This window comes from Xanthomonas sp. NCPPB 3442, assembly GCF_056725145.1.
In genome coordinates this window covers 2,922,011-2,937,482 of sequence record NZ_CM161514.1, presented here as the reverse complement: position 1 = coordinate 2,937,482, position 15,472 = coordinate 2,922,011, and the positions used below count along the sequence as shown (strand labels likewise).

Here is a 15,472-nt window from a genome sequence, read left to right as displayed (position 1 = left end):
AAGCCTGGTGACCGGGCGACGGACCACGTTGACGCGCCAGCGGATTGCCACCTGGTGCAGCAGCGCGCTGCTTGGCCTGGCCTTGTGGAGCGGCGCGCTCGTACCGGTGTGGGCGCGCGGTGCCGGCCACGCGCCGGCAGGCCCGCCGGTGCCGCTGCTGTGGAAGGTCGATGGCAAGGGCGGCACGCTGTATCTGCTGGGCTCGTTTCATGTGCTCAAGCCCAGCGACTACCCGTTATCGCCGGATGTGATGCAGGCCTTCGCCAAGGCCGACCGTCTGCTGTTCGAATTGCCGCCTGACGATGCGCAATCGCCCGAGCTGGCCAGTCGCATGCTGCAGGCGGCGCAGCGCACCGACGGGCGTACGCTGCAGGACACGCTGGATGCGAAGACCTGGCAGGCGCTGAGCGCCTACGCGCGCAAGTACGGCATGTCGCTGGCGAGCCTGCAGCCGCTCGAGCCCTGGTTCGTAGCGCTGACGATCAGCCTGGCGGAGATGACCCGGCAAGGCATGGACCCGAACGCGGGGCTGGACCATTACCTGATGGAACAAGCGCAGGCGCGCGGCAAACCGGCCGACGGCCTGGAGCGCGCCGCCGAGCAAATCGCCTTGCTCGACGGCATGTCGCCGACCGAGCAGCATCAGTTGCTGGAAGAGTCGCTGGACGAGGCCGATGCCACCGACCAGCTACGCCAGCTGCATGCAGCCTGGCGCAATGGCGATGTGCATACGCTGTCCACGCAGATGGCCGAAGACATGCGCCGCCAGTATCCGGCGCTGTATCAGGACATCAATGTCGAGCGCAATGCGCGCTGGGTGCCGCGGCTGGAGCAGCGGCTCGGCAAGGGCAGCGGAACCACGCTGGTGGTGGTCGGTGCGCTGCATTTGCTGGGCAATGACGGGGTAGTGGAGCGTCTGCGTGCGCGCGGCTACCACGTGGAGCGGATCTGCTCTGCCTGCACAACGCAGGCCGGCCACTGATTGGCTGCGCCTGGGAGCCTGAGGCTCCTGGCGCAGCGTTTGATATCTCAAGCGGTCGACATCACACCGCGACCAGCCGTCAGCTGGCATGGCCGGCGCAGCGGAGCCGGGGTGTCCGAACAGCGCCTGAGGATGCCGGCACCGGCCGCACCTGCCTGGCGGCTGCGCAATGGCGTGTTGTCTATTAGCCGCGGTTGCGGGCCTTGCCGGTCGTGCCGTGATTGCCGCCAGCCGAGCCATGCGTGCCGGTTCCCATCGGGCCGCTGCCCAGGCCGCTTGCCCCTGGCGGGTTCGGCGGCGTGCCCGGGCCACCCGGGCGGCCGAAGCCGGCGCCGAAGTTGCGCTGGAACTCCTGCCACAACTCCAGGTTGCGCTCGGTCAACTGGTTCATCATCGCCCACGGGGTTTGCCCGAGCAGGTTGCCCATTTGCTGACGGAACTGCTGCTGCTGATCCAGGAACACCTGCATGCTGCGCTCCAGGTAATTGCCCATGAAGCCCTGCAGCGAGTCGCCATAAAACCGGATGATCTGGCTCAGTAACTGGGTGGAGAGCATCGGCTCGCCGTCCTGCTCGCGGTCGGCGATGATTTGCAGCAGCACTGCGCGGCTGAGGTCCTCGCCGCTCTTGGCATCGCGTACTTCGAATTCTTCGCCATCGATGATCAATTGGCGCACATCTTCGATGGTGATGTAGCTGGAGATTTCCGTGTCGTAGAGACGGCGATTGGGATACTTCTTGATGATGCGAAGTCCGGCCATGGAACGTTCACCCACACTGATAGTGCGCGCAGGATGGCGCACCGCAGCAGCGCTTGCAACAGCCAAAAGGCCTTATTTGCTTAAGCGGACACATTAAAAATGTTGCGCAGCATGGTTTTTGAGCAAAATCCATGCTGCACCGCAAAGTTGCAGCAAACGTTACCAGCCCATGTGGTGGCCGCCGTTGATGTCCAGATTCGAGCCAGTGATCCAGGCAGCCTCTTCCGCAACCAGAAACGCCACCGCGTAGGCGATCTCTTCCGGACGGCCCAGGCGTCCGGTGGGGATATCGGCCACGATCTTGGCGCGCACTTCTTCCGGAACGGCCATCACCATGTCGGTAGCCACATAACCGGGCGAGACCGTGTTGACGGTGACCCCGAATGCCGCGTTCTCGCGCGCCAGCGAGATGGTGAAGCCGTGCATGCCAGCCTTGGCGGCAGCGTAGTTGGCCTGGCCATACTGGCCCTTGAGCCCGTTGATCGAGCTGATCTGGATCACCCGGCCCCAGCCGCGTTTACGCATGCCCTCGATCACCGGGCGGGTCACGTTGAAGACCGAATTGAGGTTGGTGTTGATGACCTCGTGCCACTGCTCGGCACTCATGCGGTGGAAGGTGGTGTCGCGGGTGATGCCGGCGTTGTTGACCAACACCTCGACCGGCCCCAGCGATGATTCGACGTCTTCCACCAGCGCGCGCGCATGCTCGGACGAGGCGACATCGCCGCGAAACAGCGCGACCTCGTACCCTTGCGCCTGCATGCGCTGCTGCCAGTCGCGTGCCTTTTCTTCGTTGCGGAAGTTGCTGGCGACCCGGTGGCCCTGGTCGGCCAGGCGCTTGCAGATGGCAGTACCGATACCGCCGGTGCCGCCGGTGACCAATGCGACGCGAGATGTCATGACGACTCCAATCAACAAGTGAGGCTGAGGGCGATTCGGGTGCGGGACTGCTGCGCCCGGACGCCGGTGCTGGGCCGCAATTCTAGTCACGCTGGAGGCCGGATGCGCGCGCATCGAGGCCCAGCTGGCGTTGGCGTGGAAGCAGCCGTGGCGAAAAATGCTGCACGGCGTGCTGCAGCAGGGTTTCCACGGCTGCACGCCGCGGCAGCGCGTCGGCCTGTTGGCCCAAGGCGACCCAGGCGGCGTGCAGGGCCGGCAGTGGATCGGCGTCGTCCAGTGCGGGTGCATCGTGTGACTTGGACAGCTTGCGGCCGTCGCGATCCAGCATCAGCGGCAGGTGCAGGTAGCGCGGCTGCGGCAGGCCCAGTGCGCGCTGCAGCACCATCTGGCGCGGGGTGGAGTCGAGCAGGTCGGCGCCGCGCACCACATCGGTGATGCCCTGCGCCGCATCGTCCACCACCACTGCCAGTTGGTACGCCCAATACCCGTCGGCGCGGCGCAGCACCACATCGCCCACCTCGGCGTAGACATCCTGCAGCACCGGTCCTTGCAAGGCGTCCTCGAAGCCGACCGGCGATTGCGGCGGCACCCGCAGGCGCACCGCACGGCGCTCGCCCAGTGGCGCGACGCAGGCGTGGTGGATGCCGCCCATGCCGGCCAGATCGGCCCGGCTGCAGCTGCATTCGAATGCCTGGCCGGATTCCAGCAGCTGAGTGATAGCGTCGGTGTAGGCCGCATCGCGCTCGGACTGCCGCATCACCGGCAGGTCCGAGTGCAGCCCGAATGCGGCCAGCGTGCGCAGCTGACGTTCGCTGGCGCCGGGTTCGGCACGCGGCGGGTCGATGTCTTCGATGCGTACGCACCACTGCCCACCGGCATGCCGGGCCAGCAGCCAGCTGCCGAATGCAGCCAGCAGGGAGCCGAAGTGCAGGGGGCCGGTGGGCGAGGGCGCGAAGCGGCCGAGATAAGGGGGCGATGGCATGGGCAGCTGAATCGTCGGTCAGGTGCTTGCTTGATTTCAAGCCGCAACACCCGCAGATCCGCACCAGTTCACCCCGCATCCGTGGAGCCATCGCGCCATGTTCAACCGCATTTTCCTGTTCCTGCTGACCAATCTTGCGGTGCTGATGCTCGCCGGCATCGTCATGTCGTTGCTGGGCGTCAATCCCGCGCAGATGAGTGGCCTGTTGGTGATGGCCGCCATCTTCGGTTTCGGCGGCTCGTTCATTTCCTTGCTGCTGTCCAAGTTCATGGCCAAGCGCAGCACCGGTGCGCAGGTCATCACCGAGCCGCGCACGCCGACCGAGCGCTGGTTGCTGGAGACCGTGCGCCGCCAGGCCCAGGCTGCCGGCATCGGCATGCCGGAAGTAGCGGTCTACGACGGCCCGGAAATCAACGCGTTCGCCACCGGCGCCAACCGCAACAACGCCCTGGTGGCGGTGTCCACCGGCCTGCTGCAGAACATGGACCAGGATGAAGCCGAGGCGGTGCTTGGCCACGAGATCGCCCACGTGGCCAACGGCGATATGGTCACCATGGCGCTGCTGCAGGGCGTCCTCAATACCTTCGTGATCGTGCTCGCCCGCGTGGTCGGCGGCATTATCGACAGCGCCTTGTCGGGCAACCGCGAGGGCGGTCGTGGCTTTGCGTACTACATCATCGTGTTCGCGCTGGAGATGGTGTTCGGCCTGTTCGCGACCATGATTGCGATGTGGTTCTCGCGGCGCCGCGAATTCCGCGCCGATGCCGGTGGCGCGCAGTTGGCCGGCCGCAGCAAGATGATCGCTGCACTGGAGCGGCTGTCGCTCAACCATGGCCAGAACACCTTGCCCTCGCAAGTGCAGGCGTTCGGCATCTCCGGTGGGGTGGGCGAGGGCTTGCGCCGGCTGTTCCTGAGCCATCCGCCGCTCACCGAGCGCATCGCTGCACTGCGCGCCGCCAGCGGTAGTGCCATGTAAGGTGTCGGGTCTCCGGCTGCCTGGCAGACAACAAAAAACCCGCGCAGTGCGGGTTTTTTGTTGCTTAGCGAGGTTGCGAACGAGCGGGCGCGCCGGCTTTCAGCCGAACTCGTAATTCATCAATGGCCCGGTCGGTGCCACGAAATCGCCCTGGACGTAGTCCACTCCGGCACTGAAGAAGCTGCTCATCGACTGCGCATCGGCGACGAACTCGGCCATTGTCAGAATGCCGGCCGGCTGCGCCCGCGAGGTGATTTCGCGAATCTTTTCCTGGCTCTCCCGCGCCGAGGCGATGTCGCCGGTGATGCCGCGATCCAGTTTGAGGAAGGCCGGGTGGAAATGCGCCAGCAACTGGAACGAATCCAGACCCGAGCCGAACTGCTCCAGCCCGACCTTGCAATCCATCGCCGACACCGCCGCCAGGAACTGCTGCGCGTTGCGCAGGTGCGTAAACACCTTCGACTCCGGCGTCTGCAGCCACAGCCGTTCGCCGGGGACACCGTAAACCGCCAATTGCTCGCGGATGGTGTCGATCATCTGCGGGTCCGAGAACGAGTTTGGCCCGATGCGTACCAGCAGATGGGTCTTGTGCCCGGCACGTTGGCGTTCGCCCAGTTGCCGGATGGCCCGCGCCACCACCCAGCGGTCGATTTCGGTGACCAGGTCGTGCTCTTCGGCGATGGCCATGAACGCGTTCGGCGACATCATTTCGCCATTGCGTTCCAGGCGCAGGAAGGCCTGGTACAGCTCCAGCGGCTCGCCTTGCAGGTTGAGCACCGGCTGGTAATGCAGCAGGAAACCGTCGCCGACCAGCGCTTCGCGCAGCTGCTCGACCCAACGTTCGATGCGTTCTTCTTCGGCCCGATCCGCCGCAGCCGGGTCGTAGATGCTGACCGCGTTGCCACCGAGCTCGGCAGTGGTGCGCACCGCCTCGGTGCCGCGATTGAGTACCTGGCCGATGCTGGCGATCTTTTCGCCGATCTGCACGCCGCCGATGCTGACCGTCACCGTGGCCGAGCGCGTCCCTACGCTGACGACATGCTGCGCGAACGCATTGCGCACGGTCTCGGCCAGCGCATGCGTGCGCGCGTAATTTCCGTTCAACAGCAGGGCGAAACTGTGTTCGCCGAAACGCGCGGCCAACACGCTGTCGTCCAGTACGCTCGCCACGTGCGCGGCGAGCGCTGCAATCAGCGCATCGGCCGAATCCAGCCCGAACTCCGGCAGGATGCGTGCGTAGTGATCCGGCTCGATCAACAGGAAGCCGGATTGGCCCTCGCTGCGGCCGGCCTGTGCCACGGCCTGTTCCAGCGCCACCATGAAGGTGGGGCGATTGAGCAGGCCGGTGACCTGGTCGCGCTGACGCAAGTCTTCGACCTCGCGCGCCAGTTCCGGGTCGAACTCCTCGCGGCGCCGGAACACCACCTGGATGCACGGCTCGCCTTCATAGGTGGCGGTGGCGAACTCCATCGTGGCCGGGAAAGTGTCGCCTTCCACGCGGCGTGCATCGAGCTTGTACTGTGCCGGCGGCGGTTCGCCCTTGGACATCGCCTTGAGCAGCTGTTTGAAATCGTCGACGTATTGCGCGGCGATCATGTCCAGCAGCGAGATGCCTTCGACATCGTCGAACGACTCGAAGCCGAACATTTCCAGATAGGCATCGTTGGCGCGGATATGCATGCCTTCATGCACGTAGGCGATCGGGTCGCGCGAGGATGCGATGAGTGCGTCGCAGCGGCGCTCGGTCTCGCGCATCTGCGCTTCGATGCGGCGCAGTCCGCGGCGGGCCTGCAGGTCGTCCCATTCCGAGCGCACCAGTGCAAGCAAATGCGCGGGGCGGTGGCGCAATGCAATGGCGCGCACCCCGTGCGAAGCGGCCTCGACCAGGGCGTTCTCTTCGATCCGCTCGGCCAGCAAGATGATCGGGATGTCCTTGCCGCTGCCCGCAATCTGGGTCTGCAAGGCGCTCATGGGGATCTGCTGCGCCTGACCCAAGATGGCCAGATCGATCTGGCCCGACAGCATGCTGGCCAGTTCCTCCTGGCTTTGCGGTCGCGATGGACGCACCGCAATGCCGCCATTGCGCAGCGCGGTGACGATGGTCTCCGCACTCTCCACGCTGTCGTCGACGATCATCAGGCGGAGGGTGAGATCTTTGCCTTTTTGCATGCGCGGCTCCCTAGAGACGGGCTTTAATACACGAAGGGGTTTGACACGTCCATGTGTGTGGAGCATGCCGCATCAAGTGTGAGACGTAGAACAATATTTGCGCGTGGAAGATGCCTTCTGGCGCGCATCGACCGTTTTCACTGCGTGCTGTCCATGCCGCGACGGCGCGTTCAAGGCGCCTGACCTGATCGGTGGGCGAGCCCCCCGCCATCGCCGTTACGCCACGCTCCCCGCTGCATGGCCGGACGCCCACGCCCACTGAAAGTTGTAACCGCCAAGCCAGCCGGTGACATCCAGTACCTCGCCGACAAAGTACAGGCCTGCCACCAGGCGCGACTCCATGGTCGCACTGGAGACCTGTTGGGTATCGACCCCGCCCAGGGTGACTTCAGCTGTCCGATAGCCTTCGGTGCCGCTGGCGATCAGCGGAAAGCTGCCGAGCAGCTCGGCGGCGGCTGTCAGCTGCGGCGGATCCAGCTGACGCACCGGCTTGTCTGGCAGCCAGAGCTCGCACAAGCGTTGCGCAAACCGTTTCGGCAGCACGTCGGCCAGCACGTTGCGCAGCTCGGTGGCGCCGCGTTGCTGCTTTTGTTCGCGCAGCCACGTCGCTGCATCGCGACCGGGCAGCAGATCCAGCCGCAAATCGTCGCCCGGCTGCCAATACGAGGAGATCTGCAGGATCGCCGGGCCGCTGACACCACGATGGGTGAGCAGCATGGAATTGCGAAAGCTGACTCCGTTGCACTGCGCCTGGACCGGCAACGCCAGCCCAGACAGCGCTTGCAGACGCTCCTGATGCTTGCCGCTCAATGTGAGTGGCACCAGCCCGGCGCGGGTGGGCAGCAGCGCATGGCCGAACTGCTTGGCCAGGGTATAGCCGAAGCCGCTGGCCCCCATGCTGGGAATCGACAGCCCGCCGGTCGCCACGATCAACGAGTGCGTCTGCACGCACCCCTGGCTGGTCTGGACCTGGAAGCCGTCGCTGCCGCGCTGGACCGACAGCACGTCGCACTGGGTGCGGATCTGCACGCCGGCCGCATCGCATTCGTCCAGCAGCATGCGCACGATCTGCTTGGAGGAGATGTCGCAGAACAACTGGCCCAGCTCTTTCTCGTGATAGGCGATGGCATGCCGTTCGACCATCTCCACAAAATCCGCCGGGCTGTAGCGCGCCAGGGCGGATTTGCAGAAATGCCGATTGGCCGAAATGAAGTTGCCAGGCGTGGTGCCGGTGTTGGTGAAATTGCAGCGCCCGCCACCGGACATCAGGATCTTCTTGCCGACCTTGTTGGCATGATCGATCACCACCACCTTGCGGCCACGCTGGCCGGCAGTGAAGGCGCTCATCAGCCCGGCAGCGCCGGCGCCGATGACCAGCACGTCGCAACGCATGCTCATTCGGCCGGGGCTTGCCGCACCATCGGGGTCAGGGTGACGCTGCCGTGGTCGGCCAGCATCTGCACTTCGCCGTCCTGGATGATCACGTCGAACCGCATGCCGCGCTGGATCAGTGCGCCCAGCGCTTCGGTGGCCTGCGAGTCGAGCTCGATCACGCGCAGATTGCGGTACCGGCCCATGGCGTTGGCGTGCTTTTTCCACCAGGTTTCGGTGGCCTGGCCGCCGTAGCCGATGACCACCGCCTCGCGCGAGCGGTTGCAGGCCTTGCGCACGCGGCTTTCGTCCGGCTGGCCGAGGTCGATCCACAGATCCGGGTCGCCGGTGTAGTCGCGCCGCCATAGGTCCGGCTCGTCGTCGTTGCTGAGGCCACGGCCGAATTCCAGACGATCGTCGGCAAATAGCGCGAACGCCAGCAGCCGCACCATCAGGCGCTCGTCGGTCTCGGAAGGGTGCTGGGCCAGGGTCAGCGAATGGTTGGCGTAATAGCCGCGGTCCATGTCGCTGATCTGAAGTTCCGCCCTGCGGACGGTGGCGGTGAGGGCCATCAGGATGCCGGTTGCAAAGGGCGCTCATGATACGCGGCCGGTTCATGCGCCGGGTGTCGCCCGCATCTGGCAGAGGTGCGTTGTCGGCCGGGTCTGGGCTGGCTGACAGCTGGATGGTACGAGCAAGGGCAGGGTGGGCCTGGCTCAGAGGCCGGTTGGCTGCAAGGGGCACGGCGGGGCGACAGGCGCTGAGGCGCGGTCCAGGACGTCGCGGACCATGGCCGGGCAGGTGTCGTTAACGGCCCCCATGATCTGCGCAGCTGTGGGGGCGTCAGGCAGTGGCATCCGGCCAATTGGGATGGGGACAGTCCCGACAGGCCGTCGGATTGGACCCGACTGCAAAAGATTTGACGCAGGGTGTCGCTTTTTGCAGAAAACACGAGTACTGTGCACGCACTGTGTTTGCAAGGGTCACCGTGAATCGTGGCCTGGTGCAGCCGGATCGTTACAGATCTCGCTTCATCGTTCCGCTTTACCAACGCCTGCAACTCAGTCTCAGCTCCGGCTTTTCGGACGCTGCGATTTATCCATCAATAGTTCAGGAGTTAGTAAATGTCAGAGCGTCAGAGCGGTACCGTGAAGTGGTTCAACGATGCCAAGGGCTTCGGCTTCATCACCCCGGAAAGCGGCCCGGACCTGTTCGTGCACTTCCGCGCCATCCAGGGCACCGGCTTCAAGTCGCTGCAGGAAGGCCAGAAGGTCACCTTCGTCGCCGTGCAGGGCCAGAAGGGCATGCAGGCTGACCAGGTGCAGGCGGTCTAATCCGCCTGCAACCTTAGGGTTGCCAAAAACGCCGGCCGTGCAAGCGGCTGGCGTTTTTTATTGTCTGCACGACAGGCGGTCAGCCTCGCTGGCGCGTCCACCAGGCGCTGCTTGCGCACAGCGACGACGCCTGGATCGGTAGGATGTGCGCTTTCCGCGCGCAGCTATCTCATGATCACTGTCCACCATCTCAATAATTCCCGTTCCCAGCGCGTGCTGTGGCTGCTGGAAGAACTGGCGCTGCCTTACCAGATCGTGCGCCATGAACGCGACCCCAAGACCATGCTGGCGCCGCCGGCGCTGCGCGCGATCCATCCGCTGGGCAAATCGCCGGTGCTGGTCGACGGCGATCTGGTGGTGGCCGAATCTGGGGCGATCCTGGAGTACCTGACCGAGCGCTACGACACCGAGTGCGCGCTGTCGCCATCGCCGCGGCCGCTGGATTCGCCCGAGCGCCTGCAGTTTCGCTATTGGATGCATTACGCCGAAGGCTCGGCGATGCCGCCGTTGCTGATGACGCTGATCTTCGGTCGCATCCGCAGCGCGCCGATGCCGTTCTTCGCCAAGCCCATCGCACGTGCGATCGTGGACAAGGCGATGTCGGGCTTCGTCGGGCCGCAGCTCACCTTGCATCTGGACTGGATGGAGCAGTCGTTGCAGGCCGGCAACTGGTTCGCTGGCGAACGCTTCACCGCCGCCGACATCCAGATGAGCTTCCCCGTACAGGCGGCGGCCGCACGCGGCGGCGGTCTGGAGAAATACCCGCGTTTGCACGCGTTTCTGCAGCGGATCCAAGCGCGTCCGGCGTATCAGGCTGCGTTGAAGAAAGGCGGCCCGTTCGAGCTGATGGGAAGCAAGCCGGCCAATTGAGGCATCGGGGAGTAGGGAGAGCGGGGTGCGAGTAGGTGGGCGGGACTGTGTTTCGCCCGCTGTCTGCTGCTACGACATGGCGTCTCTCATCGCGATGTATTCCGCTCATTCCGGATCCGAATGGCTACCCAGCGACACAGTCGTCGGTATCGCTGCCCATCAGCCGTTCGCAGCAGTCACTCAATCCCCAGCGACGTCAGGGCGGATTGCGCTTCAGGGCACCCGGCACTGGCGCACAAACTGCAGCGTATCGTTCAGCACCTGCGAGCGCTCGGGCGATTTGCGCAGCGCCAGCAGGATGCCGAGATGGCCCATGCCGGGGTAGACCTTCAGTTCGGCACTGCCGCCTTCGCGCTTGAGCGCCTGCTGCAGCGAGACGCTGTTCTGTAGTTCGACCACGCGGTCGGCATCGCCATGCAGCAGCAACATGGGCGGTTCGTCGCCGCCGACGTAACGCACCGGTTGCGATTGCCGTTGCGCTGCCGGCGCATCGCCAAAGATTTCGACCAATTCGGGATCGGTCATCGGCATGAAGTCGTACGGCCCGGCCAGGCCTACCACGCCGCACAACTGGTGAGGTTTGAGACCTTGCGCCTGCAGCCAGCGGGCATCGGTGCCAAGCAACGCGGCCATATGCGCGCCTGCCGAATGACCCATCACCGCGAGGCGATTCGGGTTGCCGCCGTACTCGTGCGCGTGGCGGTAGCTCCATGCGGTGGCGCCTGCCGCGTCGGACATGAAACCGTGTAATCCGACCTGCGGATACTTGCGGTAGTCGGCCACCATCGCCACCACGCCCTGGCGCGCAAGTGCGCGCCCCACCCAGCGATAGTTGGCGCGTGAACCGCGCTTCCAGGTGCCGCCGTAGAAGAACACCACCACTGGCGCGTCGCTTGCGCCGCGCGGCTGGTAGACATCCAGCGCCAGGCCGTGCGCGGAATCGAACACCTGGTCGCGATGCTCGACGATGCCCGATCGGCTGGATGCGGCATTGATGCCACCAAAAAAGACGCTGCTGCAGGCCGTCATGGTCAACGAACCGAGCAACAGGAGGGCAGGACGGAACCAGCGGGAAGCGCGCGAAGGCATGGGCAATATCGGTACGGGGGCAGGAAGGGTGGTGGGGACCAGGCACGGACGCAACAGGCCGGCAAGTGCAGACCAGAGAGTGGCGTCCCGGCAACGTTCGCCTCTGTCTGGTTCGCATCTGATCGGCAGCCGGCGGCCATTAGCCGCTATCGCACGTCGCAAGCATGTGCAGGACGAGCCCGCTCGGCACACGCCAAGCGAGTGAAGATACGGTACGCACGCAGCGCCGGATGCGGCTTCGCCCATGTCAGGTTCACCGCCGGTGGCCTAGGCTTGCCGGCATGACACATTTGCACTTCGATAATCGTCTGCGTCAACAGCTGCCTGGCGACCCGGAAGAGGGGGCGCGCCGGCGCGAGGTGGGCGCGGCCTGGTCGTCAGTCTTGCCGACGCCGGTCGCCGCTCCGTACCTGATCGCGCATTCGGCGGAGATGGCGCAGGTGATGGGCCTGGAGGCGGCCGAGATCGCCAGTGCGCAGTTCGCCCAGGTGTTCGGCGGCAACGCGCTGTACCCGGGAATGCAGCCTTGGGCGGTCAACTACGGTGGGCATCAATTCGGGCATTGGGCCGGACAGCTTGGCGACGGGCGGGCGATTTCGCTGGGCGAGGCGATCGGAACTGACGGTGGGCGCTACGAATTGCAGCTCAAGGGTGCCGGCCCGACGCCGTATTCGCGCAGTGCCGATGGGCGCGCCGTATTGCGCTCGTCGATCCGCGAATTCCTGTGCAGCGAGGCCATGCATCATCTGGGCGTGCCGACCACGCGTGCATTGAGCCTGGTCGGCACTGGTGAGGCGGTGGTGCGCGACATGTTCTACGACGGCCACCCGCAGCGCGAGCCGGGCGCGATCGTGTGCCGGGTGGCGCCTTCGTTCATCCGTTTCGGCAACTTCGAATTGCCCAGCGCACGCGGCGATATCGCATTGCTGAAGCAGTGGGTGGATTTCACCATCGCCCGCGATTTCCCGGCGTTGGCCGGTGCCAGCGAGGCGCTCTACGCCGACTGGTTTGCGCAGGTCTGCGAGCGTACCGCGGTGATGGTGGCGCACTGGATGCGGGTCGGGTTCGTGCATGGGGTGATGAATACCGACAACATGTCGATCCTCGGTCTGACCATCGACTACGGCCCGTATGGCTGGGTCGACGACTATGACCCGGACTGGACGCCCAACACCACCGACGCGCAGGGGCGGCGCTATCGCTTCGGCACCCAGCCACAAGTGGCCTACTGGAACCTGGGCCGGCTTGCCCAGGCGCTGGCGCCGCTGTTTGCCGACCAGGCCCTGCTGCAATATGGGCTGGATCGTTTTCGCGATACCTACCTGGCGTGCGACCGGCGCGACACCGCCGCCAAGCTGGGCTTGGCAGAGTGTCGCGACGAGGATCTGCAGCTGATCGACGCGCTGCGCGCCCTGATGCGCGAATCCGAGATGGACATGACGCTGACCTTCCGTGGGCTCATCGACCTGTCGCCCGAACATCCGGACCCCGCGCAGCTGCGCGACGCCTTTTACGACGAAGACAAACGCCTGGCGGATGCGCCGCAGCTGCAGCAATGGCTGCAGCGCTATGCCGCGCGCCTGCAGCAGGATCCGCTGTTGCCGGAAGAGCGGCGCGCGCGCATGCGCCTGGCCAACCCGCGCTATGTGTTGCGCAATTATCTGGCGCAGCAGGCGATCGACCGTGCCGAGCAGGGTGACCCGTCCGGGGTGCAGGAGTTGCTGGAAGTCATGCGCCGCCCTTACGACGATCAGCCCGGGCGCGACGCATTTGCGGCGCGGCGGCCGGACTGGGCACGCGATCGCGCCGGGTGTTCGATGCTGTCGTGCAGTTCCTGACGCGCTCAGATGCAGGTATGCCGTAAATCCGGCGTGGATGGCGTGCGCAGCCTAGAATAGGCGCAACTCCACCGGCCACCACGCCACCGCCCTCATGACTGACTGCAGCCGCTGCGCCGGCACCACGACTTCCGGACCCAACCATTGGTCAGAGCGGATTCGCGACATCGCCGATTTCCCTAAGCCGGGCATCGTCTTCAAGGACATTACCCCGTTGCTGTCGGACGGCCCGGATTTCGCCTCTGCGCTGGACGAAATGGCGCAGCCGTGGCGCACCACGCCGCTGGATGCGGTGCTGGGTATCGAGGCGCGCGGTTTCATTCTGGGCGCTGCCCTGGCGCGCGAACTGCGGACCGGCTTCGTGCCGGTGCGCAAGCCGGGCAAGCTGCCGGGGCGCACGCTGATCCAGGAATACGCGCTGGAGTACGGCACCGATCGCATCGAAATGCATGAGGATGCGCTGCCACGCGGGGCGCGCGTACTGATTGTCGACGACGTGCTGGCCACCGGCGGCACGCTGCGTGCGGCCTTGGGGCTTGCTGCCCAACTCGAACTGGAAGTCGTTGGCGCAGCCGTGCTGGTGGAATTGCAGGTGCTGCAGGGTCGCCAGAAATGGGCGAACGATGTGCCGCTGTTGGCGACACTTTCTTACTGAGTCCAAGCGCTGGAAGCGACCCTGGATGCGTGGACGTGCGCGCATCCAGGATTGCTGCTGCTGAAACATAGGCGGCCGGCGCGACGCCGGCCGCGCTGCGTTCAGAGCTTGCTGACCCGAAACCGGCGTCCCTTGATCTTGCCTGCGTGCAGATGTGCCAGCGCCTTGGCGACCTGCGCGCGGGCAATGGCCACGTAGGAGCGGGTAGGGTAGATGGCGATCTTGCCGATTGCCGCGCCCGAGAGCCCGGCTTCGCCAGTTAGGGCGCCCAGGATGTCGCCGGCACGCAGCTTGTCGGTCTTGCCGCCATCGATGCGCAAGGTGGTCATTGCCGCCTGCGGCAGTTGCGCCGGGCGCGCGGTGGCCAGCGGCGCACGCGACCACTTCAAGGGTTGGCCCTGTTCGGCTTCCAGTGCCTGCGCGCGGGCAGTTTCGCGCGGGGTGACCAGGCTCAGCGCCAGTCCATGCTTGCCGGCACGTGCGGTACGGCCAATGCGATGGCGGTAGGTTTCGGTATCGGTGGGCAGCTCGTAGTTGACCACCGCCGAGAGGTCTTCCACGTCCAGCCCGCGAGCGGCCACGTCGCTGGCCACCAGCACGTTGCAGCTGCGGTTGACGAAGCGCACCAGCACTTCGTCACGGTCGCGCTGTTCCATGTCGCCGTGCAGCGCGAGTGCGGAGAAGCCGAACTCCTGCAGCGAGCCAGCCACCTCGTCCACTTCCTTGCGGGTATTGCAGAACACCACGCTGGACTCGGGATTGAAACGCAGCAGCAGGCCGGCAACGGCCTTTTGCCGATAGGTCGGGTCGACCTCGAAGAACTGCTGATCGATCTCCGGTGCGCTATCGGCGCCTTCCACCGTGACCTCAACCGGCTCCTTCAACAGCTCGCGTGCGAGCGTGCGGATACTGTCCGGGAACGTGGCCGAAAACAGCAGGCTTTGGCGGTGTTTGTCGCAACGGCTGGCAATCTCGCGGATGGGTTCTTCGAAGCCCATGTCGAGCATGCGGTCGGCCTCGTCCAACACCAGCGTGCGCACGCCGCCCAGATGCAGGGCGCGTTTGCGGGCCAGTTCCTGGATGCGACCGGGCGTGCCCACCACCACTTGCGGGTCGTGCGCGTCCAGCGAGGCCAACTGCGGGCCCAGCGGCATGCCGCCGGTGAGCACCACCAGCTTCATGTTGGGAATGCCGGTGGCGAGCTTGCGCAGCTGCTTGCCGACCTGGTCGGCCAATTCGCGGGTGGGGCAGAGCACCAGCGCCTGTGCGCGGGTCACTGCAGGGTCGAGCTTTTGCAGCAGGCCAAGCCCGAACGCGGCGGTCTTGCCGCTGCCGGTCGGCGCCTGGGCGATGACATCGAGCCCCTGCAGGATCGGCGGCAGGCTTTGCACCTGGATGGGAGTCAGGACGGTGTAGCCAAGGGCGTCGATGCCGGGGGCCAGGGCCGGCGACAGCGGCAGCGCGGAGAATTCGTTCATGGCGCATTTTAGCCCGGGATTGGGGAGTAGGGATTCGGGATTCGTCACCGTGACAGCGTGCGCTTTTG

At 65.5% G+C, this 15,472-nt stretch carries 14 protein-coding genes and 1 other RNA gene; 6 read left to right on the top strand and 9 right to left on the bottom strand.

Annotated elements, in window-relative coordinates; translation table 11 throughout:
- Positions 1–7 precede the first annotated feature (7 nt).
- The gene (locus AC1POX_RS12810) at positions 8–982 is read left to right on the top strand and encodes a TraB/GumN family protein (RefSeq protein ID WP_372356228.1); all 975 of its coding nucleotides are present in this window, start codon (positions 8–10) and stop codon (positions 980–982) included.
- A gap of 53 nt (positions 983–1,035) precedes the next feature.
- Here the strand turns inward: AC1POX_RS12810 and AC1POX_RS12805 are convergent.
- From AC1POX_RS12805 to gluQRS, 4 genes are all read right to left on the bottom strand, one after another.
- A non-coding RNA gene (locus AC1POX_RS12805) (sX9 sRNA) lies at positions 1,036–1,110 on the bottom strand.
- Positions 1,111–1,166: 56 nt separating this feature from the next.
- Positions 1,167–1,742, bottom strand: coding sequence for a polyhydroxyalkanoate synthesis repressor PhaR (gene phaR, locus AC1POX_RS12800; protein ID WP_031423057.1), 576 nt, complete (start codon positions 1,740–1,742; stop codon positions 1,167–1,169).
- A gap of 159 nt (positions 1,743–1,901) precedes the next feature.
- Complete coding sequence (gene phbB, locus AC1POX_RS12795) at positions 1,902–2,642, bottom strand: beta-ketoacyl-ACP reductase (protein ID WP_014090372.1); 741 nt, start codon at positions 2,640–2,642, stop codon at positions 1,902–1,904.
- An 82-nt stretch (positions 2,643–2,724) separates the two neighbouring features.
- Entirely contained in the window at positions 2,725–3,624 is a 900-nt protein-coding gene (gene gluQRS, locus AC1POX_RS12790) for a tRNA glutamyl-Q(34) synthetase GluQRS (protein ID WP_014090371.1), read from the bottom strand.
- 97 nt (positions 3,625–3,721) lie between these two features.
- Here gluQRS and htpX point away from each other — a divergent pair, with 97 nt between their 5' ends.
- The gene (htpX, locus tag AC1POX_RS12785) at positions 3,722–4,600 is read left to right on the top strand and encodes a protease HtpX (protein ID WP_008576145.1); all 879 of its coding nucleotides are present in this window, start codon (positions 3,722–3,724) and stop codon (positions 4,598–4,600) included.
- A gap of 99 nt (positions 4,601–4,699) precedes the next feature.
- Here the strand turns inward: htpX and AC1POX_RS12780 are convergent, their stop codons facing one another.
- The 3 genes from AC1POX_RS12780 to AC1POX_RS12770 all read right to left on the bottom strand — a co-directional run bounded on the left by AC1POX_RS12780 (position 4,700) and on the right by AC1POX_RS12770 (position 8,712).
- Positions 4,700–6,769, bottom strand: a complete 2,070-nt coding sequence (locus tag AC1POX_RS12780) for a GGDEF/EAL domain-containing response regulator (protein ID WP_008576147.1) — start codon at positions 6,767–6,769, stop codon at positions 4,700–4,702.
- A gap of 216 nt (positions 6,770–6,985) precedes the next feature.
- Positions 6,986–8,167, bottom strand: coding sequence for a BaiN/RdsA family NAD(P)/FAD-dependent oxidoreductase (locus AC1POX_RS12775; protein ID WP_008576149.1), 1,182 nt, complete (start codon positions 8,165–8,167; stop codon positions 6,986–6,988).
- Positions 8,164–8,712 (bottom strand): YaeQ family protein, encoded by a 549-nt coding sequence (locus AC1POX_RS12770; protein ID WP_005923173.1) that lies wholly within the window; start codon positions 8,710–8,712, stop codon positions 8,164–8,166. Before AC1POX_RS12770 ends, AC1POX_RS12775 begins: the two co-directional genes overlap by 4 nt.
- A 552-nt stretch (positions 8,713–9,264) precedes the next feature.
- Here AC1POX_RS12770 and AC1POX_RS12765 point away from each other — a divergent pair.
- Entirely contained in the window at positions 9,265–9,474 is a 210-nt protein-coding gene (locus AC1POX_RS12765) for a cold-shock protein (protein WP_008576153.1), read from the top strand.
- Positions 9,475–9,645: 171 nt separating this feature from the next.
- The gene (locus tag AC1POX_RS12760) at positions 9,646–10,344 is read left to right on the top strand and encodes a glutathione S-transferase (protein ID WP_011347740.1); all 699 of its coding nucleotides are present in this window, start codon (positions 9,646–9,648) and stop codon (positions 10,342–10,344) included.
- Between the two features lie 213 nt (positions 10,345–10,557).
- Here AC1POX_RS12760 and AC1POX_RS12755 read toward each other — a convergent pair whose 3' ends face one another.
- The gene (locus AC1POX_RS12755) at positions 10,558–11,433 is read right to left on the bottom strand and encodes an alpha/beta hydrolase (protein WP_014090368.1); all 876 of its coding nucleotides are present in this window, start codon (positions 11,431–11,433) and stop codon (positions 10,558–10,560) included.
- 281 nt (positions 11,434–11,714) lie between these two features.
- Here AC1POX_RS12755 and AC1POX_RS12750 point away from each other — a divergent pair, with 281 nt between their 5' ends.
- Both AC1POX_RS12750 and AC1POX_RS12745 read left to right on the top strand, forming a co-directional pair.
- Positions 11,715–13,271, top strand: a complete 1,557-nt coding sequence (locus AC1POX_RS12750) for a protein adenylyltransferase SelO (RefSeq protein WP_372356227.1) — start codon at positions 11,715–11,717, stop codon at positions 13,269–13,271.
- 94 nt (positions 13,272–13,365) lie between these two features.
- A complete protein-coding gene (locus AC1POX_RS12745; RefSeq protein ID WP_014090366.1) occupies positions 13,366–13,926 on the top strand; it encodes an adenine phosphoribosyltransferase in 561 nt (186 codons plus the stop codon).
- Positions 13,927–14,027: 101 nt separating this feature from the next.
- Here the strand turns inward: AC1POX_RS12745 and dbpA are convergent, their stop codons facing one another.
- Positions 14,028–15,404, bottom strand: a complete 1,377-nt coding sequence (dbpA, locus tag AC1POX_RS12740) for an ATP-dependent RNA helicase DbpA (RefSeq protein ID WP_372356226.1) — start codon at positions 15,402–15,404, stop codon at positions 14,028–14,030.
- Positions 15,405–15,472 lie beyond the last annotated feature (68 nt).

Bases quoted from the DNA above. Each gene is read 5' to 3' on its own strand.
- gluQRS (WP_014090371.1), bottom strand. From the start codon at position 3,624: ATGCCATCGCCCCCTTATCTCGGCCGCTTCGCGCCCTCGCCCACCGGC.
- AC1POX_RS12765 (WP_008576153.1), top strand. From the start codon at position 9,265: ATGTCAGAGCGTCAGAGCGGTACCGTGAAGTGGTTCAACGATGCCAAG.
- AC1POX_RS12770 (WP_005923173.1), bottom strand. From the start codon at position 8,712: ATGGCCCTCACCGCCACCGTCCGCAGGGCGGAACTTCAGATCAGCGAC.
- phbB (WP_014090372.1), bottom strand. From the start codon at position 2,642: ATGACATCTCGCGTCGCATTGGTCACCGGCGGCACCGGCGGTATCGGT.
- AC1POX_RS12755 (WP_014090368.1), bottom strand. From the start codon at position 11,433: ATGCCTTCGCGCGCTTCCCGCTGGTTCCGTCCTGCCCTCCTGTTGCTC.
- AC1POX_RS12745 (WP_014090366.1), top strand. From the start codon at position 13,366: ATGACTGACTGCAGCCGCTGCGCCGGCACCACGACTTCCGGACCCAAC.
- AC1POX_RS12750 (WP_372356227.1), top strand. From the start codon at position 11,715: ATGACACATTTGCACTTCGATAATCGTCTGCGTCAACAGCTGCCTGGC.
- AC1POX_RS12780 (WP_008576147.1), bottom strand. From the start codon at position 6,769: ATGCAAAAAGGCAAAGATCTCACCCTCCGCCTGATGATCGTCGACGAC.
- phaR (WP_031423057.1), bottom strand. From the start codon at position 1,742: ATGGCCGGACTTCGCATCATCAAGAAGTATCCCAATCGCCGTCTCTAC.
- AC1POX_RS12775 (WP_008576149.1), bottom strand. From the start codon at position 8,167: ATGAGCATGCGTTGCGACGTGCTGGTCATCGGCGCCGGCGCTGCCGGG.
- dbpA (WP_372356226.1), bottom strand. From the start codon at position 15,404: ATGAACGAATTCTCCGCGCTGCCGCTGTCGCCGGCCCTGGCCCCCGGC.
- AC1POX_RS12760 (WP_011347740.1), top strand. From the start codon at position 9,646: ATGATCACTGTCCACCATCTCAATAATTCCCGTTCCCAGCGCGTGCTG.
- htpX (WP_008576145.1), top strand. From the start codon at position 3,722: ATGTTCAACCGCATTTTCCTGTTCCTGCTGACCAATCTTGCGGTGCTG.